Genomic DNA, 22,333 nt, shown 5'->3' with positions numbered 1-22,333 from the left:
CGGGGAGGGGAATTCCCATGGCGGGCATCGGCACGGCAGGCACCGGTACGACGGACGTCAGGCAGTACCTGCGGGGCCTCGCGGTCTTCGCCGGGGACCTGCCCGACTTCGACCCGGACGCGGCCCCGGACCGGCCCGAGGCGTTGTTCCTGGACTGGCTGACCGGAGCGGTGGAGGCCGGGGTCCGCGAGCCGCACGCGATGACCCTCTCGACCGTCGGCGCCGACGGGACGCCCTCGGCGCGGGCGCTGCTGCTCAAGAACGTGGACCGGCACGGCTGGCAGTTCGCGGCCAACGCCGCCAGCCCGAAGGGCCGCGACCTGGCCGCGAACCCGGTGGCGGCGCTGTCGTTCTACTGGCCGCAGCAGGCCCGGCAGATCCGGGTCACCGGCCCCGTCGCCCCCGAACCGGCCGGGAACAGCGCAGCCGACTTCCTGGCCCGCCCGCCCGGCTCGCGCGCCGAGGCGGTCGCCGGACGGCAGAGCCAACCGCTGCACGACGTGCGGGAGCTGGAGCGGGCCACCGAACTGGCGCTGGAACGCGTCGAGCGGGAGCCCGGCCTGGTCGTGCCCGAGTGGACGCTCTACACCGTCCGCGCCGAACGGGTCGAGTTCTGGCAGGCCGACAAGCAGCGCAGGCACACCCGGCTGTGCTACCTGCGGGAGGGTGCGGAGGGGGAGGGCTGGACGCGCGGGCGGTTGTGGCCCTGAGGGGCGGGGGCGGCGTGCTGCGTGACGCGACACCGATGATCGGCGATCGGCAATCTGCGTCCGGTGCCGCGGAAAGCCAGGTCGGTTGCGTGGCGCGATCGACATTTGCCCGGTTTGTGAGGTGTGTCATGCCGCGGCCCGACCGGCTTGACCCGGCGTGGCGGGGCTGGTCTCCTGGTGGGCCGTCAGAGTCGCCGAGTCGCAGAGGAACACCGTGCGCTCCCGCCGTACCCGCACCGCAGTCGTCGCCGTCCTGCTGCTCGGACCGCTCGCCCTCGCCGGGTGCACCAGCACCACCGAGGGTACCGGCGGCACCGGCACCCCGGGGGCGGCGTCCCGGGGGACGAACCCGCTGCAGAACCCGGACGGGACCAAGCCCGGCCTGGCGCCCGTCAGTTCGGACTCCGACCGGAAGGCCGGACGCGACCTGATCGCCCAGGTGCGGACCGCCGCCGCGGGGCCGAAGACCGGTTACGACCGCGACCAGTTCGGGCCGCCGTGGACCGACAACGTGGACGGCGTGGCGATGGGCCGCAACAGCTGCGGGACGCGTGACGACGTGCTGGCCCGCGACGGGCAGGGCATCGAGCACAAGGACGGCTCCACCTGCGTGGTCACCGGCATGACCATCTGGGACCCGTACACCGGCAAGACCGTGCAGTGGAACAAGCAGCAGGCGTCGAAGATCCAGATCGACCACGTGATGCCGCTGTCCTACGACTGGCAGCAGGGCGCCGCCCAGTGGGACAAGGCCAAGCGGGTGCAGATCGCCAACGACCCGCTGAACCTGATCCCCGCCGACGGTTCGCAGAACGCCTCGAAGGGCGACTCGGGCCCGGCCGCCTGGCTGCCCGCCAACACCGCGGTGCACTGCTCGTACGCGATCCGGTGGGCGCAGGTCTCGCTGAAGTACCAACTGCCGGTGACGCCCGCCGACAAGAAGACCATGCTCGCGCTGTGCGGCGGCTGATCGACGGCACGCGGTGGAGCGCGGGAGCAACCGACCCGAGCGCCACCGCGCGGCCGCCACGAGCTACGCGGACGTGGACGTGGACGTGACCAGCACCGCCGCAACGCCCCTCAGACGACGTCGAATTCGTTGCCCTCGGGGTCCTGCATGGCGGCGGCGTAGAGCCCCGCGTCCGGCTCGTCCCTGATCCGCAGCACCGTGGCACCGGCTTCGACCAGCCGTTCCACCGCGGCCTCGACCCGCTGCGCGCGCACGTCCAGCGGGACGTCGCGGCCCCCACCGACCTTCAGGTCGAAGTGCCACCGGTTCTTGGCGGTCTTCGGCTCCGGGACGTGCTGGAACCAAATCCTCGGCCCGCGCCCCGCGGGATCGGTGATCGACTCCGGAACATCCCCGGCACCGGCCGGCAGCTCCGCCTCGGGCACCCCCGCGGCCGCCCAGTAGGCGCGCCAGGTGGCGTGCCCCTCCGGCGGAGGCTCGGGCACGTAGCCCAGGGCCTCGGCCCAGAAGGCCACCATCCTCTGCGGGTCGGAGCAGTCGATCGTCAGCTGCACTGTCATCTCCATGCTCGGAGGATCCCCGGCAGGTCTGACAGGAGATCCACTTGCAGGCACGCCTCGGGACGGGGAAGGCCCGGGGCCGTCCGGGGCTCCCCGGGGTGGGAGTCCGGACGGCCCCGGGCTGCTCGCGGGGGACGGGCAGCGGGTCAGCTGCTGGACTTAGGCGTCGCCGTGAGGTCGTACAGGGTGGTGCTGCCGACGGTCTTGGCGGTGTAGGTGGACGCCACCCAGGAGGCGATCTCCGAGGAGTAGTTGGAGCCGCCCATGCTGCCGCCGCCCATGCCGCCGCCACCGATGAACCAGTGCACCTTGCCCTCCGCGACCAGCTGCTTGAAGCCGTCGAGGGAGAGCGACGGGTCGCTGCCGTTGAAGCCGCCCAGCGCCATCACCGGCTCGCCGCTGGCGAGTTGGTAGCTGGCCTGGTTCTGCGAGCCGACCGCGGCCGCGACCCAGGTGTACCTGTCGGCGTCCTGCTTGAGCAGGTCGGCCACCTCGGAGGAGACCTGGGCGCCGTTCAGCAGGCCGCCCATGCCGCCGCCGCCCGTGCCGCCGAAGCCGCGGCGGCCGTCCTCGCCGGTGGTGCCGCCCGGGAAGCCGGGGAAGGTGTTCGTGCCGCCGGTGCCGCCCCCGGTGCCGGTGCCGCCGGGGAAGTTCGGCATGGTGCCGCCGTTGCCGCCGTTGCCGCCGTTGCCGCCGTTGCCGCCGTTGCCGCCGGGGGAGTTGGGCGTGCCGTTGGTGGTGCCGCCGTTCTGGCTCCCGTTCTGGCCGCCGCCCGGGAAGCCCGGGAAGGTGCCGTTCTGGCCGCCCATCCGGCCGCCGCCACCGCCGGGGAAGCCGCCGCCGCGGCCGCCGAAGCCGCCGCCGCTCTGGACGGCGGGGCCGGCGGTCACGATGGAGCCGCTGTGGCCGGTGGAGACGGTGTCGAGGGCGTACGCGGCCGGGCCGGCCAGGCCCGCGGCGAGGGCGGTGAGGCCCGCGACGGTGGCGATCCGGCGTCCGGTGAGGCCGGCGATCCGGCCCGCGAAGAGCAGGCCGAGGGCGGCGAGGACGCCGACGACCAGCACGGCGTTGCGCAGCCACGGGACGAAGTCGGCGCTGCGGCCGAGGAGTTGGTGCGCCCACCAGGTGGTGACCAGCAGGGTCACGGCGAGCACCGCGGCGTACGGCAGGCGGTGGTGGACCTTCCACAGGCCGTCCACGCCCATGCCGACCAGGGCGGCGACCGCCGGGACGAGGGCCACCGTGTAGTACTGGTGGAAGATGCCGGACATGAAGCTGAAGGTCAGCGCGGTGGAGAGCAGCCAGCCGCCCCACACCAGGAAGCCGATCCGGGCCGAGTCGGTGCGCGGGTAGCGGCGGGTCGCCCACAGGCCGAAGACCAGCAGGATCAGGGCGGCGGGCATCAGCCAGGCGATCTGCCCGCCGATGTCGCCGTCGAACAGGCGGGTGATGCCGGTGGAACCCCACATGCCACCGCCGCCACCACCGCCGCCGCCACCGGGGCCTCCGGCGAGGACGCCGCCCTCGGCGCTGAAGAAGGCGCTGCGGCCACCGCCGCCGACCGAGCCGGTCTCGTCGCCGGTGATCCGGCCGAAGCCGTTGTAGCCGAAGGTCAGGGAGAGGAACGAGTTGTCCTGCGAGCCGCCGATGTACGGGCGGGCCGAGGCGGGCATCAGCTCGACGATCGCGACCCACCAGCCGCCGGCCACCACCATCGCGACGGTGCCGTACAGCAGTTGCAGGAAGCGGCGGCGCAGCGCGGTGGGCGCGCAGACCAGGTACACCAGGGCGAAGCCGGGCAGGACCAGGAAGGCTTGCAGGGTCTTGGCGAGGAACGCCAGGCCGAGCATCGTGCCGACGAAGACGATCCAGCGGGTGGACGCCGCCTCGGTGGCCCGGACGATGCCGTACGCGGCCAGCGTGAGCAGCAGCACCAGCGCCGCGTCCGGGTTGTTGAAGCGGAACATCAGCGCCGCGACCGGGGTCAGCGCCAGCGCGGCGCCCGCGACCAGGCCGCCGAGTGCGGAGAAGCGGCGGCGCACCGTCGCGTACACGGCGGCGACCGTGCCGACGCCCATCAGCACCTGCGGGGCCAGCACGCTGAACGAGCTCAGGCCGAAGACCCGGGCGGAGAGCGCCATCGGCCACAGCGACAGCGGCGGCTTGTCGACGGTGATGAAGTTCGCCGAGTCCGAGGACCCGAAGAACATCGCCTTCCAACTGGCCGAGCCGGCCTGCGCGGCGGCCGAGTAGAAGGAGTTCGCCCAGCCGGAGGCGGTCAGGTTCCAGAAGTACAGGACGGCCGTCGCCAGCAGCAGGCCGAGGAACGCCGGACGCACCCACCGGGCGTCGTCCGGACGCCCCCGCCAGGTGCGGGCGGGCAGCGTGCGCAGCCGGCCGGCCCAGGAGGCCCGGCCCTTGGGGCCGACGGGCGGCAGCGCGACGGGCGGGAACAGCGTCTCAGCGGGCCGCTCGCGTTCGGTCCCGGCGGGCGGGAGCGGCGCGGCGTCGGGCCACGCGGTCGGCCCGGCCGCGGCGTCGGCGGCGACCGCCGGTGGCGGGTAGTTCGCGGCGTCGGGCCACGGCTCACTGGTCGGGGGAACGGAACTGGACGTGGTCATGGGCAATACGCTCGGAGGCCGGGCTGAGAGGTTGATGAGAGCGGGGTATGAGGCCGCTCTAATCTCTCCCGGCGAACGGGTGACGTACGCCTCGGTGCGGGGCTCCGGCGGGGCGGGTGGGGTCGGGTGCGAGGCGTCGACCCCGGTTGCCGACGGCCCGTCAGCCCGTCAGCCCGCCGCGCGGGCCACCGCCCCGGCGTCCGGGCCCGGGGCGGTCGGGACGGGCGCGTTCGGGGCGGGCACCGGCACGGCGGGCGCGTTCGGGCCCGGGGTGGGCGGGGCGAGGCGGGTGCCGAGCCAGGTGAGGGCGGGCGGGATCTCGCGGGTCCAGGTGTGGAAGTTGTGGCCGCCGCTGTCCAGGGTGATGGTGGACAGCCGGGTCGGGGCCTTGAACGCGGCCACCATCTCCTGCGTGGGCCGGTAGTTCTCCTCGTTGCGGCTGGTGGCGAGCAGCAGCGAGACCGGCGGTGCGGGCTGGGTGCGCAGCCGCCACAGCAGGTCGTTCTCCTGCTGGACCCGGGCGCTGCCGCCGAACAGGTCGCCGGTGGTGGGGTCGTTGTGCACCTCGTAGTAGCCGGACAGCGCGATCGCCGCCCGGTACGAATCCGGTTTGCGCACCGCGAACTTGACGGCGCAGTAGCCGCCGGTGGAGTCGCCGATCACGGCCCGCGACTCGGGCCGGTCGTCGACCCGGTAGGAGGCCGACATCGCCTTCGGCAGGTCCTCGGTGAAGAAGGTCTCCACCTGCGGGCCGCCCGGCACGTCCATGCACTCGGTGTCGCGGTTGCCGACCAGGGTGGGCCGCATCATCACCAGCACGGTCGGCGGCAGTTCCCCGGCCTCGACGGCCTTCAGGGTGGACGCCGGGTACTGCAGCAGCGAGATCAGCTTCTCCGGCGTGCCCGGGTACCCGGTCAGCGCCAGCAGCATCGGGAAGCGGCTGTTCGCGTACGCGGGCTGGAAGTACTGCGGCGGCAGGTAGACGTACGCGGGGGAGCCGGTCAGTCCGGACCCGGCGCCGTGGATCTCCACCTGCTGGATCACCCCGGAGCGGTCCTGCGCGGAGCCCTGCGCCGAGTACACCTTCTGCTCGCCGGTCACCGAGACGGCCCGGCCGCCCGGCTGGTGGTCGACCACGGTGCCGGGGCTGCCGTCCAGGCCGAGCAGGTCGCTCCAGGTCGAGTAGAAACCGAAGTACGAGTTGGCGACCAGGCCCATCGCGACCAGCACCGCGACCTGCGTCCCGAGGAACGCCCCGAACCGCCCCAGCCAGGCCCGCCAGTTCCGCCCGCCCATCCGGGGCCACAGCCACATGGTGGCGGCGAACGCGGCGACGGCCACCAGGATGGCGATGATCTGCAGGGGGAGTCCGGTCAGGCTGGGCACCCGATGATCTTAAGGTACGCCTTCACCGAACTCCCAGCCGACTCCCAGCAGGTTCACGGTTTGGCCAAGCGCACCCCATGCGCACCCCATGCGCCCCCCGACCCACCAGCGGTGGAGGCGCTGTCGACGTTCCCAGCTACGCCCCGCCGGCCCCGGCGCCCCGGAGCAGTCACCGCCACCGCTGCCCGCAGGGGTACGGTCGCACGCGGCCGGCGGGCGGGGAACTGCTGTGGCGGGCGGGGGGAGTCGACGGTCGGGGCGGACGCACGTGCACGCGCCCGAGGAACTGGGCCTGGTCGACTGGGCGGAACTGAGCCACGCGTTCGGAAGCGCGACCGAAGTGCCCGACTGGGTAAGGGCGTTGTGCGGCGGGGGAGTCGCTGCCGCTCGCGCTGGCGGCGCCGGCCGCCTGCTACCGGGGCGACCCGTCGGAACGGGTGCGGGCCGAGGCGCCGTGGCGGATCAGCGGTGCCGCCCGCCGTGCCGTCCCCGTCCTGCTCGAAGCGTCCCGCCCCACCCGGCCCGGCCTGCGCGCGCTGACCGTGCTGCGCCTGATCGGCCGCCCGCTGCCCGCTGCCCGCTGCCCGCCGAGCACCGTGCCCTGCTGGACGGCTGGCTCTCCCCCGGACACGTCGGACCGAGTGAGGAGGAAGTCTTCTGGAACGACCGCCTCGGCAGCCAACTGCGGTCGGAGGCGCGCCTGTTGCGCGCCGGTCGACCCTGAGCAGGCCGCCGGTCGGTGGCGAGGCGTCAGCCCAGGCTGTTGTAGATGGTGTTCAGCAGCGTGGAGTTGTCGTCGTCGTTCTCCAGGGCGAAGGCGAACATGCCGCCCAGGCCCTTGTTCTTCGCGTACGCGGCGCGGGCCTGGATGGCCTTCGGGTCGTCGCCGGTCCAGAAGTTGGTGCCGTCGTAGACCCAGGTGCTCTCGGTCACCGGGTCCCAGTGGGTGTTCTGGGCGGTGAGGGTGAGCTCGCGCCAGCTGGCCAGGCCGGCCTCCTGGCTGCCCGGCTTGGCCGGGGTGGCGCCGGTGGCCTTCTGGTAGAGGCCGTAGTTGTTGCCGGCCTGGACGCCGGTCCAGCCGCGGAAGTAGAACGGGACGCCGAGGATGATCTTGTTGGACGGGAAGCCGCCCTTGATCCCGTACTCCGGCAGGCCGGTGGTGTACGCGGCCAGCGTGGTGTCCACGTTGTACTTGGCGGTGCCGGGGGCGATCGGCGTGGTCGGGTCGGCCGGGCTGTCGTGCAGCGGGTCCTGGAGGTTGGTCGGACCGGTGGCGTCCCACGAGCCGTGCATGTCGTAGGTCATGATGTCGGCGTAGTCCAGGTACGCACCGATCTTGTCGGTCTCGATGTACTGGATCTTGTCCTGGCCGGACGGCAGCGCCGCGGTCAGCAGGAACTTCTTGCCGACGCTCGCGCCGTACGAGTCGAGCTGGCTGCGGAACTCGGCAAGCAGCGCGGTGAAGTTCTGCTTGTCGGCCGCCGAGTAGTGGTTGCCGGTGTGGCCGCCGGCCGAGCCCGGGTACTCCCAGTCGATGTCGATGCCGTCGAAGATGCCCGCGCCGCTGGCCGCGCCGCCGGAGGCGTCACCCGCGACGCCGGTCGGCAGGTTGCCCTTCAGGAACATGTCGATGCAGGACGAGACCAGCTTCTTGCGCGAGGCGTCGGTGGCCGCCGCGTCGGAGAAGTACTTGGAGTACGTCCAGCCGCCCAGCGAGAGGGTGATCCGCAGGTTCGGGTTCTTCGCCTTGAGCTGGCGCAGCTGGTTGAAGTTACCCTTCAGCGGCTGCTGCCAGTCGTCGGTGGAGCCGTCCACCGAGATGGCGCCGGTGTAGTCCATCTGGTAGTCCGCGTACGCGTCGGCCGCGCCGTCGCCCGCGTTCGGGTTGTCCTCGTGGCTGGCGTCCGAGGCCTTGACGGCCTCGAAGCAGTTGAGGTTGGTCGGGTGGATGTTCTCGAACGCGTACGAGATCACGTCCAGCTTGGCGCCCGCGCCCGAGGTGTCCACGTTCTTCGGGTAGTAGGCGGCGTCGTACACCGACCACTGGTCGAAGTACGCCGACTTCAGCGGCTTGCTGGTGGCGGGCGCGGCGGCCGTCGAGGTGGTCACCGCGGCGGACTGCTGGGAGGCGTGGCCCGCCTTGTCGTACGCCTGCACGGTGAAGGTGTACGAGGTGCCCGGCAGCAGCGAGGAGATCGCGATGCTGGTGCCCATCGAGGTGCCGACCAGCTGGCCCTTCGACCACACCTTGTAGCCGACGTAGTTGTCGGTCGAGTCGGTCGAGGCGTTCCACTTCAGCACCACCGCGTTGGAGGTGGTCCTGGTGACCGTCACCCCGCCCGGCACGGTGATCTTGCCGTCGCCCGCCGGGCCGTTGCCGGTGCCCGAGCTGGAGCTCGCGGACGGCGACGGGGAGGTCGAGTTGGACGGGCTGGGGGAGGTGGAGTTCGACGCGCTCGCGCTCGCGCTCGGGCTCGGGCTCGGCGAGGTGCTCTGCGAGGCGCTGGCGGACGCGGAGGCGCTCGGGGAGGTGGTGCCGGTGCCCGGGCCGGACAGCACCAGGTCGTCCGCCTGGTAGGCGCCGGTGCCGTACCAGCCGTGGGTGAACACCGTCACCGAGGTGGTCGACGCGCCGGTGGTGAACGTGGTGCTCAGCTGGGTGTAGTTGGTGGCGCCCGGCGTCCAGGTGGACGCGTTCACGCCGGTGCCGGTGGCGCCCAGGTACACGTAGCTGCCCTTGACGAAGCCGGAGAGCGTGTACTTGGTGTTCGGCTGGACGGCGACGACCTGCTGGCACTGGGCGGTGTCCGAGCCGGTGGCGTTGCCGTTCAGCGCGTAGGACCCGCCGTGCACGGGGGTGGTGACCACCGAACCGTTGGTGCAGGTCCAGCCGCTCAGCGAACCGGCCTCGAAGTCGCCGTTGGCGAGCAGGTTGACGGTGGCGGCGGAGGCCGAACCGAGCGACAGCGCCAGGGCGGTGGAACCGACCGTCATCGCGGCGGCCACCACGAGGGCACCGGCGCGACGTCGGGAGGGAGCCCGGCGCGGGGCCGACTCGGGTGCGGGCGTGGCCCGATCAAGCATGGAGGAACCTCCGGAGAAGTGGGGTTGTCCGGTAGGTGCAGCGGCCGTGGGGACCAGGTGGGAGCCTGCGCGCCTGGGGTGAGCGCGTCACCTAGATTGGACTGGACCATTCGCCCGGGTCAAGGACTTTGGACCGCGAACCGTCAGGAACCTTTCCGAACAGTCCCGCGGACCCCCTCCGTCCGCCCGCGTGCGCCCCCAGCTCGCAGTTGCATATGACTTGCAATTGCGTCCGTACAAGCGGAAGGATGGCCCGGCCCAGCAGCGCCCCGACCCCGTCAGCACCCCGGAGGGAACTTCCATGGCAGCGCCCAGTCGTCTGCGTGACCGGCTCACCCGGGAGGAGTGGTTCCGGCTCGCCGGGATGGGCGGGTTCGTCCTGCTCCTGCACGTGGTGGGGTGGGTGACGCTGCTCGCGGTGATCGCGCCGCAGCACTACGACGTGGGCGGGCAGGTGTTCGGCGCCGGGATGGGGCTGACGGCGTACACGCTCGGGATGCGGCACGCCTTCGACGCGGACCACATCGCGGCGATCGACAACACCACCCGCAAGCTGATGGGGCAGGGCAAGCGCCCGCTCTCGGTGGGGTTCTGGTTCTCGCTCGGGCACTCGTCGATCGTGTTCGGCCTGTGCGCGCTGCTGGCGTTCGGCATCAGGTCGCTGGCGGGGCAGGTGGAGTCGGACGACTCCACGCTGCACGACGTGACCGGCCTGATCGGCGTCAGCGTCTCCGGGACGTTCCTGGTGCTGATCGGCCTGATCAACCTGGGCGCGTTCAACGGGATCCTGAAGGTGTTCCGGCGGATGCGCCAGGGCGACTTCGACGAGGCCGAGCTGGAGCGGCAGTTGGACAGGCGCGGGTTCCTGAACCGGATCCTGGGCCGGGTCACCCGGGCGGTCACCAAGCCGTGGCACATGTACCCGGTGGGGCTGCTGTTCGGCCTGGGCTTCGACACCGCGACCGAGGTCTCGCTGCTGGTGCTGGCGGGCGGCGCGGCCGCGTTCTCGCTGCCGTGGTACGCGCTGCTGGTGCTGCCGGTGCTGTTCGCGGCCGGGATGAGCCTGCTGGACACGATCGACGGCTCGTTCATGAACTTCGCGTACGAGTGGGCGTTCTCCAAGCCGGTCCGGAAGATCTACTACAACCTGACGGTGACCGGCCTGTCGGTGGTGGTGGCGCTGGTGATCGGCGTGATCGAGCTGGTCGGCCTGCTCTCCGAGAAGCTGGAGATCACCGGCGGCCCGGTCGGCTGGATCGGCTCGCTGGACCTCAACCTGGTGGGCTACGTGATCGTCGGCCTGTTCGTGGTGACCTGGGCCGGGGCGATGGCGTTCTGGAAGTTCGGCCGGGTCGAGCAGAAGTGGTCGGCGGGCCTGCGCGGCGAACCGGCCGCCCTGAGCGGCGAGCAGGCGTAGCGGCCGGGCGTCGGCCGGACGTCGGCCGGACGTCGGCCGAGCAGCGGTGAGGAGGGGCGTCCCGGACGGGGCGCCCCTCGCCGCGTGTCGGGAACTGTTCACGTCGGCACCCTTGTCGCGTCAACTTCTACGCGCGTATCTTCTGGACTTGGATCTACGCGAGTAGCCCGACAGGCCCGGTCCGGACGCCCGGACCGGACCTGGCAGCCAGCCTCCTGACGAACCCTCACCACCGCCCGGGCGGCCCCAGTGCGGCGCCCGGGCCACGGCCCTGCCACGAAGGAGCCCCGCAACGGTGCCCAGCCCCACTCCCGCCCGCCGCTCCCGCCGCACCCTGCTGCGCGTCGCCTCGACAGCCGCGGTCGCCGCGTCCCTGCTGGCGGTCCCGCTGCCGGGCGCGTCCGCCGCGCCGTCCACCGGCGCGGTGATCGCCGAGGTGTACGGCGGCGGCGGCAACTCCGGCGCGACGTTGAAGAACGACTTCATCGAGCTGGGCAACCCGTCCGGTGCGGCCTTCGGCCTCTCCGGCTACAGCGTGCAGTACCTGCCGGGCAGCCCGAGCGCCTCCAGCCAGTGGGGCGTCACCGCGCTGAGCGGGTCGGTCGCCCCGGGCGGCCGGTACCTGGTCGCGGAGGGGGCGGGCGCGGGCGGTACCGTCGCGCTGCCGGCCGCCGACGCGAGCGGCAACCTGGCGCTGTCGGCGACCAGCGGCACCGTCGCACTGGTCGACGGCACCGCCGCGCTGACCTGCAAGACCGCTGCGGACTGCGCGGCCGACCCGCGGATCGTCGACCTGGTCGGCTTCGGCACCGCCGTGGTCCGCGAGGGCAGCCCGATAGCCGGGGCGTCCAACACGGCCTCGGTGGCGCGCGGCGCCGCGCTCGCCGACACCGACGACAACGCCGCGGACCTCGCCGCGGGCGACCCGACGCCGACCAACGCCAAGGGCGAGAGCGCGGGCGGCGGCACCACCACCCCGCCGACCACCCCGCCCGTCCCCGGCGACCTGCGGATCCACGACGTCCAGGGCAGCACCCGGGTCTCGCCGAAGAACGGCCAGAGCGTCACCAACGTGCCCGGCGTCGTCACCGGCGTCCGCGCGTACGGCACCAAGGGCTTCTGGATCCAGGACCCGAACCCGGACGCCGACCCGGCCACCGGCGAGGGCCTGTTCGTCTACACCGGCTCCGCCGCCCCGGCCGTGAAGGTCGGCGACTCGGTGCTGGTCACCGGCAAGGTCAGCGAGTACTACCCGAACGGCTCGGGCGGCTCGCAGTCGGTCACCGAGCTGACCGGCCCGAGGACCACCGTGCTCTCCGCCGGCAACCCGGTGCCCGCCCCGGTCGTGCTGGACGCCGCGAACATCCCGGCCGCCTACGCCCCCGACGCGGGCGGCGGCTCGATCGACGCGCTGCCGCTGTACCCGGCGAAGTACGCCCTCGACCTGTACGAGTCGCTGGAGGGCAGCAACGTCCAGGTCGTCGACGTGCCGGTGGTGCAGGCCACCGACAAGTACAACGAGCTGTGGGTGGACGCCAGTTCGGCCGACCCGCGGACCGCCCGCGGCGGCGTGGTCTACCTCGGCTACGACCGGCCCAACAACGGCCGGATCATGATCCAGTCGCTGCCGCCGCTGACCGAGGTGCCCTTCCCGGTCGCGAACGTCGGCGACCAGCTGACCGGCGCCACCACCGGGCCGCTCGACTACAACCAGTTCGGCGGCTACACCATCGCCGCCAACACCCTCGGCACGGTCGAGGACAACGGCCTGCAGCCCGAGGTCGCCGAGCCGGGCAAGAAGAACGAACTCACCATCGGCACCTACAACGTCGAGAACCTCGACCCGGGCGACGGCCCCGAGAAGTTCGCCCGGCTCGCCGAGGGCGTCGTCACCAACCTGGGCTCGCCCGACATCGTCGCCCTGGAGGAGATCCAGGACGACAACGGCGCCGTCAACGACGGCACCGTCGGCGCCGCCGCCACCGTCGGGACCTTCATCGAGGCGATCAAGGCGGCCGGCGGCCCCGCCTACGACTGGCGCGGCATCGACCCGGTCGACGGCAAGGACGGCGGCGAGCCCGGCGGCAACATCCGCCAGGTGTTCCTGTTCAACCCCGACCGGGTCTCCTTCACCGACATCCCCGGCGGCAGCTCCACCACCGCCGTCGACGTCACCGGCAGGAACGACAAGACCCGCCTCACCGCCTCGCCCGGCCGGATCGACCCCGGCAACGAGGCCTGGACCGCCAGCCGCAAGCCGCTGGTCGGCCAGTTCGAGTTCCGGGGCAAGCCGGTCTTCGTGATCGCCAACCACTTCAACAGCAAGGGCGGCGACCAGGGCATCGACAGCCGCTTCCAGGCCCCCACCCGCTCCTCCGAGGTGCAGCGGACCGCGCAGGCCGCCGTCGAGCAGGCCTTCGTCGCCGAGCTGCTGGCGGCCGACCCGAAGGCCCGGATCGTCTCGCTCGGCGACTTCAACGACTACCAGTTCTCGCCCGCGCTGCAGACCCTCACCAAGGACGGCGTGCTCCGCGACCTGGTGAACGAACTGCCCGAGAGCGAGCGCTACTCGTACGTCTACCAGGGCAACTCGCAGGTGCTCGACCACATCCTGGTCAGCCCCGCGCTGAAGCCGGGCAAGACCCACTACGACGTGGTGCACATCAACAGCGAGTTCGCCGCCCAGGCCTCCGACCACGACCCGCAGGTGGTCCGGATCAAGCCCTGACCGCCCCCGCAGCAGGCAGCCCCGCAGCAGGCAGCCCCCGCCCGGCCCGGCGGGGGCTGCCGCCGTCCCGGGACGCACTGAAGTTACCCGTGGGTTGACCGGAAGGCGCGCAGGCCGGAGGATCGGGGCACCCCCCGAGCCAGGTCTGGAAGGACGCTCCCCGCATGGCCTACGACGCCGACGTCATCGTGATCGGAGCGGGCCTCGCCGGCCTGGCCGCCACCGCCGAACTCGCCGACGCCGGACGGAAGGTGCTGCTGCTCGACCAGGAGCCCGCCGGGTCCCTCGGCGGGCAGGCGCACTGGTCCTTCGGCGGCCTGTTCCTGGTCGACTCGCCCGAACAGCGCCGGATGCGGATCAAGGACTCCCGCGACCTCGCCTGGCAGGACTGGCTCGGCACCGCCGGGTTCGACCGCGAGGAGGACGCCTGGCCGCGCCGCTGGGCCGAGGCGTACGTCGACTTCGCGGCCGGGGAGAAGCGCTCCTGGCTGCACGGGCAGGGCGTCCGGCTGTTCCCGGTGGTCGGCTGGGCCGAGCGCGGCGGACTGCTGGCCTCCGGGCCCGGCAACTCCGTCCCGCGCTTCCACATCACCTGGGGCACCGGCCCCGGCATCGTCGAACCCTTCGCCCGCCGCGTCCGCGAGGCCGTGAAGGCCGGACGGGTCGAACTGCGCTTCCGGCACCGCGTCACCGGCCTCGCCGCCAGCGCCGGAGCCCTGGACACCGTCAGCGGCGAGGTGCTCGCCCCGTCCGCCGTGCCGCGCGGCGAGGCCAGCTCCCGCGAGGTCGCCGGGCACTTCGAACTGCGCGCCCAGGCCGTGGTGGTGGCCTCCGGCGGCATCGGCGGCAACCACGACAAGGTCCGCGCCGCCTGGCCCGAGCGGCTCGGCACCCCGCCCGCCAAGCTGCTCTCCGGCGTCCCCGCGCACGTCGACGGACTCATGCTGGACGTCGCGGGCGCCGCGGGCGGCAACCTGATCAACGGCGACCGGATGTGGCACTACACCGAGGGCATCGAGAACTGGAACCCGATCTGGGCCAAGCACGGCATCCGGATCCTCCCCGGCCCGTCCTCGCTCTGGCTCGACGCCACCGGCAAGCGGCTGCCCGTCCCGCTGTTCCCCGGCTTCGACACCCTCGGCACCCTCGAGCACATCATGCGCACCGGCCACCAGCACACCTGGTTCGTGCTCACCCAGAAGATCATCGAGAAGGAGTTCGCGCTCTCCGGCTCCGAGCAGAACCCCGACCTCACCGGCCGCTCGATCCGCCAGGTCCTCGGCCGCGCCCTGCCCGGCGCCACCGGCCCCGTCGAGGCCTTCAAGCAGCACGGCCCCGACTTCGTGGTCGCCGACACCCTGGAGGAACTCGTCCGCGGCATGAACGAGCGGCAGGGCGACGCCCCCGCCATCGACGGCGCCGAACTGCGCCGCGAGATCGAGGCCCGCGACCGCGAGATCGCCAACCCGTTCAGCAAGGACCTCCAGGTCACCGCCGTCCGCGGGGCCCGCCGCTACCTCGGCGACAAGCTGATCCGCACCGCGAGCCCGCACCGCCTGCTCGACCCCAAGGCCGGCCCGCTGATCGCCGTCCGCCTCAACATCCTCACCCGCAAGTCCCTCGGCGGCCTGCAGACCGACCTCGACTCCCGCGTCCTGCGCGCCGACGGCACCGTCCTGGACGGCCTCTACGCGGCGGGCGAGGCCGCGGGCTTCGGCGGCGGCGGCATCCACGGCTACCGCTCCCTGGAGGGCACCTTCCTCGGCGGCTGCCTCTTCTCCGGCCGCGCCGCGGGCCGCGCGGCGGCGGGCGCCACCGCCTGACCCGCGGCGGGCGGCTCAGCGGCCGGTCGTCCCGTCGAGCTGCTCGCGCAGGATGTCGGCGTGGCCCGCGTGCCGGGTCGTCTCGCCGGTCATGTGGGCCAGCACCCAGCGCACCGAGCGCGGCGCCCCGGCCACCGGAGCGGCGGTCGGGGCCGACGGGTCGGCGCCGCGGAGGACCGCGTCGCTCGCCGCGCACGCCTCCCGGTAGCCGGCCAGCACCCGCTCCGCCGGCACGTCCTCGGGCACCGCCATGCCGAAGTCGACGTCCCGGTACTGCTCCCGGCCCGCGACGTGGTACCCGAACCAGTAGCGTTCGGCGTCCGTCAGGTGCTGCACCAGCCCGAGCAGGTTCGTCCCGGTCGGCACCAGGACGCGGCGCAGCTGCTCCTCCGTCAGCCCCTCGGTCTTCTTCAGCACGCACTCCCGGGCGAACGCCAGGAAGGCGAGCGCGGTGTCGAGCTCGCCGCCGTCGGCGAGGGGGACGGGGCGGCGCTGGCTCTCGATGGTGGTCATCCCGCGAACCTAACCGGGGCCGGTCCGCCCCGCACGCGATTTCCCGGCCGCCCCGGCCTCCCCGAAGATGGGGGCGTGAGCGGAGGAGGCGCAGTGGCGGAGTTGGACGGGCGGCCGGTGTCGGCGGCGCAGTTGCAGGTGCTGGCGCTGACGAACTACGGGCACTTCACCACGATGCTGGTGGAGGACGGCCGGGTGCGCGGGCTGGGCCTGCACCTGGAGCGGCTGGAGCGGGACTGCGCGGCCCTGTTCGGGGTGCTGCCGGACCGGGAGCGGGTGCGGGAGTTCGCCCGGCGGGCGGTGCCGGGGGCGGGGGCGGCGGCGGTGCGGGTGACGCTGTTCGACCCGGCGATCGACCTGGGCAGCATCGGGGGGAAGGCCGAGCCGCGGGTCCTGGTGACGGCCCGTCCGGTGGGGAGCGGGGCGCCGGGGCCGATCCGGGTGCGGACGGTCCGCTTCGAGCGGGAGCTGCCGGAGGTGAAGAGCGTGGCGCTGTTCGGGGCGCTGCGGCAGCGGCGGCTGGCCCAGCAGGCCGGGTTCGACGACGCGCTGTTCGTGGACCGGGACGGCGGGGTGACCGAGGGCGGGACGTGGAACGTCGGGTTCCTGCGCGACGGCGAGCCGCTGTGGCCGCGCGGGGCGTACCTGGCGGGGACGGCGATGGCGCTGCTGCGCGGCGCGTGCGGCGGCGCGCAGGAGCGGATCGGGCCGGAACTGGCGGGCGTGGAGGCGGTGTTCGCGACCAACGCGGCGGTGGGGGTGCGCCCGGTGGCGGCGGTCGACGGGCGGGCGTTCGACACCGCGGGGGTGGCGCGGCTGCGCGAGGCGTACCTGGCGGTGCCGGGGGAGCGGCTCTGAGCGAGGACCGGGGACGGTCCCACCGTCCCGTGGCCGGACCACGGGCGGAGCCGGCCCGGCCCGGTGACGGCCGTTCACCGACCACCGGGGCGTCGCCCACCGGCCGCTGACACTCTCCGCGCGGATCCCGGGGACGGCCGCCCACGGCAACGTCGGCGCGGTCCCGCCGGACGCCGCCGACGTCTCGTACGAGCCCCCAGTCGACTCCGGCCGCACAACGGCCGGCAGCCCCAACGGCCGGCAGCCCCAACGGCTGGAGCGCGAGCGGCGCGACGGTCGCCCCGGCCGAGAACGGCACCCGGATCGCCCACTGCTCCCCCACCCGCCGCACAGGCGGCACCGACCACGCCCCCCGGCCACGGACGACGGGCGGTCCGCCCGCCCCGGACCCGGTGCTGTCGGGGCCGGGGCGGGCGCCCGTCTAGGGTGAGGCGGTGAGCACCGCCCGTTCGATCCTGCTGTTCGCGTCGGCCGCCGTCCTGGAGATCGGCGGTTGTTGGCTGGTCTGGCAGGCCGTCCGCGAGTCCCGGCCGTGGTGGCTGGCCGGGGTCGGGGTGGTGGCGCTGGGGTTGTACGGGTTCGTCGCGGCGTTGCAGCCGGACGCGGACTTCGGGCGGGTGCTGGCCGCGTACGGCGGGGTGTTCGTGGCCGGGTCGCTGCTGTGGGGCGTGGTGCTGGACGGCTTCCGGCCCACCAGGTGGGACGTGGTGGGGGTGCTGGTCTGCCTGGTGGGCGTCGGGGTGATCATGTACGGGCCGCGCCGGTAGGCGGGGTCAGGAGGCGACCCAGCGCCAGCCGTTCTTGTCCGTGCAGACGATGACCCGGCCGGAGGCGTCGGTCCCCGACACGCCGTGGTCGGAGTCGCGGCAGTACTGGCCGGCCTTGTAGCAGTTGCCCGCGTTGGACAGCGGGTGGCAGCCCGCCGCCTGCTGGGTGCGCGTCGGCGTCGGCGTCGGGGCGGGCGGCTTGCTGGTGGTGCGGGCGGCGGTGGGGGTGGCCGCGGGCTTCGTGGCGGTGGCGGGTTTCGGGGGCGCGGTGGTCGCGGCGGCGGTCGGTTCGGGCGTCGGGGTGGGAGTGGGACTGGGAGTGGGCGTAGGCGTGGGGGTCGGTGTCGGAGTGGGGCTGGGCGTGGGGGCGGGGGCGCTGCTGCTGTGGGTGGCGGCGGGGGTGACGGGGGCGACCGGGTCGGTCGGTTCGCAGGCGGTGGCGAACAGGGCGGCGGCCAGCAGCGCACCGGCGGCGGAGGCCCGGCGCAGGCGGAGGGAGAGGGGGAGGGACAAGAGGGCTCATCTCGGAGGAACGGCTCGGAACGGTCCGTCATCCTTCCGAGTGTGTGCAACCGGTGGAGCCGGGGTGACGGCTTCGTTACCGATCGGCAATCGGAACGCCGCGCGGCACTCCTCCGGTACCCCTCCGGTACCCCTCCGGTACCGCCCCGGCGCCGCCCCGGGCGCGGGGCGGCCCACCGCTCGGAAAACCTCGGTGCGGATTCGAACGGTGGTGCCAGGTTCACCTGGTTTCGCGGCGAGGAGGATCATGCGGGAGTACTTGGCGGGCGCCGGCCGGGCGGTCCTGCTGCGCGCGGTGCTGGGGATGCTCGTCCTGGTGGGCGGGGTGTTCTGGCACGCGGCGCAGGGGTCGGGCCGCTCGTCGGGCGCGGAGCACGACGACGGCCCCGCCGCCTGCCGGTCGCCCGGGCCGGACTGGCCGAGCGGCTACCCGGCGATGTGCACCGCGCTGAACCGCCCCGACCTGCCGGAGCTGGTCGGCGCCCCCGGTGAGCACGCGGTGTCCGCCGGCATCGGCTCCTACTCGTCGTGGGAGAGCGGGGTGGCGCAGGTGCAGGTCGGCAAGGTGAAGGCCGAGGTGTCCGAGAGCCTCGTCCGCCCGTACGACCTGCTGCTGGACGACCCCCGGGTGAGCGCCCGCGAGGTGGCGCCCGTGGCCGGACGGCCCGCGGTCGCCTACTCGGAGCCGCTCCGGTGGATGGTCATCCACCTCGGCACCGGCAGCCCGGGCCCGGGCGGGGCCTCCGGGGGCGGGAGGAACCCCGGTGGCACGGCGTACCACCTCCTGGTGGCCCGGAACGCGGACGGCAGCGGCGGCTCCCTCGAAGTCTCCCTGTGGCGGGAGGACGGCGGCTACGTGAACGACGACCTGCTGCCCGGGCTGGCCGAGGAGCTGAGGGCCGACCTGGAGGGCTGGGACGGGCCGCCGCCCGCGGCCGAGCCGGGGGAGCCGACCCGCCCGCCCCGGCCGTCCCCGTCCCCGCCCCCGACCTCGTTCCGGCCGTTCTCGGGCGGGCGCTGAGCCCCGGCCGCGGCCCCGCCGGGCCGCTGCCCCGCCGCTACTGCCGGTAGGTGGCCAGGAAGCGGCCGATCCGGTTGATCGCGGTCTCCAGTTCGTCGGCGCGCGGCAGGGTGACGAAGCGGAAGTGGTCGGGGCGGGGCCAGTTGAAGCCGGTGCCCTGGACGATGTGGATCTTCTCGCGGAGCAGCAGGTCCAGGACGAAGCGCTCGTCGTCGACGATCCGGTGCACGGCCGGGTCGAGCTTGGCGAAGGCGTACAGCGCGCCGCGCGGTTTGACGCAGGAGACGCCGGGGATCTCGTTCAGGGCGCGCCAGGTGACGTCGCGCTGCTCGGTGAGCCGGCCGTTGGGCAGCACCAGGTCGTTGATGGACTGCCGGCCGCCGAGCGCGGCCTGCACTGCGTACTGGGCGGGCACGTTGGGGCACAGCCGCATCGCGGCCAGCATGGTGAGGCCCTCCAGGTAGTCCTTGGCGTGCTCCTTGGGGCCGGAGACCGTCAGCCAGCCGCTGCGGAACCCGGCGACCCGGTAGGCCTTGGAGAGGCCGTTGAAGGTGAGGGTGACGACGTCGTCGGAGAGGGCGGCCAGGCAGTGGTGCTCGGCGTCGTCGTAGAGGATCTTGTCGTAGATCTCGTCGGCGAAGACCAGCAGGTGGTGGCGGCGGGCCAGGTCGAGGACGCCCTCCAGCAGTTCCCTGGGGTAGACCGCGCCGGTCGGGTTGTTCGGGTTGATCACCACGATGGCCTTGGTGCGGTGGGTGATCTTGGCGGCGATGTCGTCCAGGTCCGGGTACCAGTCGGACTCCTCGTCGCACAGGTAGTGCACCGCCTTGCCGCCCGCGAACCGCACCACGGCCGTCCACAGCGGGTAGTCCGGCATCGGGACGAGCACCTCGTCGCCGTCGTCCACCAGCGCCTGGACGGCCATCTGGATCAGCTCGGACACGCCGTTGCCCAGGTACACGTCGTCGACGCCGACGCCCGCGACGCCGCGCTGCTGGTAGTACTGCACGACGGCGCGCCGGGCGGGGAGGATGCCGCGCGAGTCGGAGTAGCCGTGCGCGTTGGGGAGGTTGCGGATGATGTCCTGGAGGATCTCCTCCGGGGCCTCGAAGCCGAACGGGGCGGGGTTGCCGGTGTTCAGCCGCAGCACGCTGTGCCCGGCCTCCTCCAGCGCGTTGGCGGTGTCGACGACCGGGCCACGGATCTCGTAGCACACGTCCTTCAGCTTGCTGGACTGGCGAAACTCCATCAGCGGCCTCCCGACCCGTCACCGGACCCCTGCGGTCGGCTTGCTTTGTTCTACCAAGCGGGGACTTGGAAAGTCCAACCTATTGGCTATGCTGACGGCATGCCACGCCGAAGCTACGACCAGTACTGCGCCGTCGCCCGCGCCCTGGATGCGGTGGGGGAGCGCTGGAGCCTCCTGATCGTCCGCGAACTCCTCGGCGGACCGCGCCGCTACACCGACCTGCACGCCGACCTGCCCGGCGTCTCCACCGACATCCTCGCCACCCGCCTCAAGCAGTTGGAGGGCGAGGGCCTGGTCGAGCGCCGCCGCCTGGAGCGCCCCGCCAACGCCACCGTCTACGAACTCACCCCCCGCGGCGCCGAACTCCGCCCGGTCGTCGAGGCCCTGGCCCGCTGGGGCGGCCCCGACCTCGGTGATCCGCGCCCCACCGACGCCGTCCGCGAGCACTGGTACACCGCCGTCGACTCCTGAGCCTCCGCTGAGATCGGTGCCCGAACCGCCGGGTACATCGGTGGCAACCGGGCTGCGCCGCGGCCCAGTTCACGGACGGGGGCCCGCCGTGCCGCGCCTGCTCGCACTCGCCGCCTCGGCCGCCCGCGCGGCCGCCCGCGCGGCCGCCCGGCCGTTCCGCCGCCGGGGCCGGGCGTACGACCGCGCCGGGGCGCACCGCGCCGAGGTCGACCGCGCCGCGGCGGTCTCCCGCCACCACCGCGCCGCCAACCACACCTGCACGGGCGGCGGTTCCGCGCAGTAGCCCTGTCGGCCGGGCGTGCTTGGCTGGATGCCATGACCACTTCACCGGGAATCTGGATCGCCGCCGTCCCGTCCCTCGGTCCGGAGGACGTCGGCGTGCTGCTCGCCGTCGACACCACCTCCGCCGACCCCGGCGAACGGGCCGTCAACGCCCTGCTCGGCTACGGCCACGAGGGCGAGGAGGGCGTCTTCCACCTCCTCCCCCACGACCTCGCCGCCCGCTACGCCCGCGCCCCGGGCCGCCTCGCCGTCACCCTGGTCACCGCCCGCGCCGTCCTCACCCGCTGCCTCGCCGAACACCCCGGCCTGCTCGCCGAGTTCGGCCCCCCGGGGGACGACGACGAGTGGGTGCCGCTGCTGCGCCGCGAACTGGCCACCGACTTCGTCCCCGCCGAACGGGACGGCGAGCCGCAGGTCGTCCTGCTGATCGACCACGCAGGCCCGGCCGCCTCGGCCGCCGAGCTGATCGCCGCCTTCGAGGCGGGCGAGGCGGGCGTCGCCGTCCTCAACGCGCAGTAGCGCGCGGGGCGGTGGATCGGCGGCCCCGGCCGGGGGTAGGTTCCGGGCGTGGACGAAACGGATCTGGCCGGCGCCCGGGACGGCTTCCGGGCCGGGGCGGCCGGGGTGGCCATCGGCACGGGCATCGCCCTGGCGGCCTGGGCGCTGTCGGCGCTGATCGGCGACGGCGCGTTCCCGGCGTACCTGCTCGGGCCCCTGCTGATGCCCGCGGTGAGCTTCGTCGCGCCCCTGTGGCGCGAGCGCCCCGGCCACCGGCGGCCCGCCACCCTGGTCGCCCTGGCGCTCTGCCTGCCGGTCATGGTGGCGGCGACCGCGCTCGGCGACGTCCTGGAGCAGGGCCCCGACGACGGCCCGACCGGCTGGACGGGGCTGAGCTACCTGGCGATGCTGCTGGCCTCCAGCACCGTCTTCGGCACCCTGGCCGGCCCGCCCGGCGCCGAACCCGGCCGCAGCTGGCTCCGCTTCACCGGCCGCGGCCGCCGCTACCACCTTGCCGTGTACGGTGGCCTGGCCGCCGCGTTCGTCCTGGCGGTCGGGCTCGTCGCAGCCACCGGCTGAGACGCTGCACGTGCGCACGGAACGCTGCGTGCGCGCACAGAACGCTGCACGCGCACTCGAATTGCTGCATGTGCGTACAAATCACTGCACATGCACGCAAATTGCTGCACGCGCACCCGAAGCTCTGCCCGCCCACCCGAAGCTCCGCCCGCCCACTCGAAGCTCCGCCCGCGCGCACCAATTGCTGCACGCGCACCCGAGACGCTGCACGCGCACCCGAAGCTCTGCCCGCCCACCCGAAGCTCCGCCCGCGCGCACCAATTGCTGCACGCGC

18 protein-coding genes and 1 pseudogene are annotated in these 22,333 nt (G+C 73.5%); 12 read left to right on the top strand and 7 right to left on the bottom strand.

Going from position 1 to position 22,333, the window contains the following annotated elements; translation table 11 throughout:
* Positions 1-17: 17 nt before the first annotated feature.
* Positions 18-710, top strand: coding sequence for a pyridoxine/pyridoxamine 5'-phosphate oxidase (locus OO57_RS03440; RefSeq protein WP_051776473.1), 693 nt, complete (start codon positions 18-20; stop codon positions 708-710).
* 214 nt (positions 711-924) lie between these two features.
* Positions 925-1,680, top strand: a complete 756-nt coding sequence (locus tag OO57_RS03435) for an HNH endonuclease family protein (RefSeq protein ID WP_033250818.1) — start codon at positions 925-927, stop codon at positions 1,678-1,680.
* Positions 1,681-1,790: 110 nt separating this feature from the next.
* Here OO57_RS03435 and OO57_RS03430 read toward each other — a convergent pair whose 3' ends face one another.
* The 4 genes from OO57_RS03430 to OO57_RS45095 form a co-directional block, all read right to left on the bottom strand.
* Positions 1,791-2,246 carry a VOC family protein gene (locus OO57_RS03430; RefSeq protein WP_033250755.1) on the bottom strand — a complete coding sequence of 152 codons (456 nt, stop codon included), beginning with the start codon at positions 2,244-2,246 and terminating at the stop codon, positions 1,791-1,793.
* 140 nt (positions 2,247-2,386) lie between these two features.
* A complete protein-coding gene (locus OO57_RS03425; RefSeq protein WP_033250754.1) occupies positions 2,387-4,861 on the bottom strand; it encodes an ArnT family glycosyltransferase in 2,475 nt (824 codons plus the stop codon).
* Positions 4,862-5,029: 168 nt separating this feature from the next.
* Positions 5,030-6,247, bottom strand: a complete 1,218-nt coding sequence (locus OO57_RS03420; protein ID WP_234337209.1) for an alpha/beta hydrolase — start codon at positions 6,245-6,247, stop codon at positions 5,030-5,032.
* A gap of 750 nt (positions 6,248-6,997) precedes the next feature.
* The gene (locus OO57_RS45095) at positions 6,998-9,241 is read right to left on the bottom strand and encodes a glycosyl hydrolase family 18 protein (RefSeq protein ID WP_081973437.1); all 2,244 of its coding nucleotides are present in this window, start codon (positions 9,239-9,241) and stop codon (positions 6,998-7,000) included.
* A 391-nt stretch (positions 9,242-9,632) separates the two neighbouring features.
* On the opposite strand from OO57_RS45095, the gene OO57_RS03410 reads away from it, so the two are divergent.
* From OO57_RS03410 to OO57_RS03400, 3 genes are all read left to right on the top strand, one after another.
* The gene (locus tag OO57_RS03410) at positions 9,633-10,748 is read left to right on the top strand and encodes a HoxN/HupN/NixA family nickel/cobalt transporter (RefSeq protein WP_033250752.1); all 1,116 of its coding nucleotides are present in this window, start codon (positions 9,633-9,635) and stop codon (positions 10,746-10,748) included.
* Between the two features lie 295 nt (positions 10,749-11,043).
* Positions 11,044-13,476, top strand: coding sequence for an endonuclease/exonuclease/phosphatase family protein (locus tag OO57_RS03405; protein WP_234337208.1), 2,433 nt, complete (start codon positions 11,044-11,046; stop codon positions 13,474-13,476).
* 164 nt (positions 13,477-13,640) lie between these two features.
* Positions 13,641-15,299 carry an FAD-binding dehydrogenase gene (locus tag OO57_RS03400; protein WP_033250751.1) on the top strand — a complete coding sequence of 553 codons (1,659 nt, stop codon included), beginning with the start codon at positions 13,641-13,643 and terminating at the stop codon, positions 15,297-15,299.
* A 15-nt stretch (positions 15,300-15,314) separates the two neighbouring features.
* Here the strand turns inward: OO57_RS03400 and OO57_RS03395 are convergent, their stop codons facing one another.
* On the bottom strand, positions 15,315-15,812 hold the full coding sequence (locus tag OO57_RS03395) for a DinB family protein (protein WP_033250750.1): 498 nt from the start codon (positions 15,810-15,812) through the stop codon (positions 15,315-15,317).
* A gap of 93 nt (positions 15,813-15,905) precedes the next feature.
* Here OO57_RS03395 and OO57_RS03390 point away from each other — a divergent pair, with 93 nt between their 5' ends.
* Together OO57_RS03390 and OO57_RS03385 are read left to right on the top strand one after the other, a co-directional pair.
* The gene (locus tag OO57_RS03390) at positions 15,906-16,670 is read left to right on the top strand and encodes an aminotransferase class IV (RefSeq protein WP_033250749.1); all 765 of its coding nucleotides are present in this window, start codon (positions 15,906-15,908) and stop codon (positions 16,668-16,670) included.
* Between the two features lie 434 nt (positions 16,671-17,104).
* Positions 17,105-17,437, top strand: coding sequence for a YnfA family protein (locus OO57_RS03385; protein ID WP_033250748.1), 333 nt, complete (start codon positions 17,105-17,107; stop codon positions 17,435-17,437).
* Between the two features lie 6 nt (positions 17,438-17,443).
* On the opposite strand, the gene OO57_RS43520 is transcribed toward OO57_RS03385, so the two are convergent.
* On the bottom strand, positions 17,444-17,950 hold the full coding sequence (locus OO57_RS43520) for a hypothetical protein (protein ID WP_033250747.1): 507 nt from the start codon (positions 17,948-17,950) through the stop codon (positions 17,444-17,446).
* Between the two features lie 256 nt (positions 17,951-18,206).
* Between OO57_RS43520 and OO57_RS43515 the strand changes: the two genes are divergently transcribed.
* On the top strand, positions 18,207-18,980 hold the full coding sequence (locus tag OO57_RS43515; RefSeq protein WP_033250746.1) for a DUF6215 domain-containing protein: 774 nt from the start codon (positions 18,207-18,209) through the stop codon (positions 18,978-18,980).
* A 37-nt stretch (positions 18,981-19,017) separates the two neighbouring features.
* Here OO57_RS43515 and OO57_RS03370 read toward each other — a convergent pair whose 3' ends face one another.
* Positions 19,018-20,229, bottom strand: coding sequence for a pyridoxal phosphate-dependent aminotransferase (locus tag OO57_RS03370; protein ID WP_033250745.1), 1,212 nt, complete (start codon positions 20,227-20,229; stop codon positions 19,018-19,020).
* Between the two features lie 99 nt (positions 20,230-20,328).
* On the opposite strand from OO57_RS03370, the pseudogene OO57_RS03365 reads away from it, so the two are divergent.
* The 4 genes and pseudogenes from OO57_RS03365 to OO57_RS42155 form a co-directional block, all read left to right on the top strand.
* Positions 20,329-20,682: pseudogene (locus tag OO57_RS03365) on the top strand (winged helix-turn-helix transcriptional regulator); the annotation flags it as partial.
* 106 nt (positions 20,683-20,788) lie between these two features.
* The gene (locus OO57_RS03360) at positions 20,789-20,983 is read left to right on the top strand and encodes a hypothetical protein (RefSeq protein WP_033250743.1); all 195 of its coding nucleotides are present in this window, start codon (positions 20,789-20,791) and stop codon (positions 20,981-20,983) included.
* A gap of 32 nt (positions 20,984-21,015) precedes the next feature.
* Positions 21,016-21,501 carry a hypothetical protein gene (locus OO57_RS43510; RefSeq protein WP_158715008.1) on the top strand — a complete coding sequence of 162 codons (486 nt, stop codon included), beginning with the start codon at positions 21,016-21,018 and terminating at the stop codon, positions 21,499-21,501.
* Between the two features lie 48 nt (positions 21,502-21,549).
* Entirely contained in the window at positions 21,550-22,059 is a 510-nt protein-coding gene (locus tag OO57_RS42155) for a hypothetical protein (RefSeq protein WP_033250742.1), read from the top strand.
* Positions 22,060-22,333 lie beyond the last annotated feature (274 nt).

The sequence above is a fragment of the Kitasatospora phosalacinea genome (assembly GCF_000717185.1).
GTDB classification, from domain to species: Bacteria; Actinomycetota; Actinomycetes; order Streptomycetales; family Streptomycetaceae; genus Kitasatospora; species Kitasatospora phosalacinea_A.
This window is presented reverse-complemented; position numbering and strand designations above follow the sequence as displayed.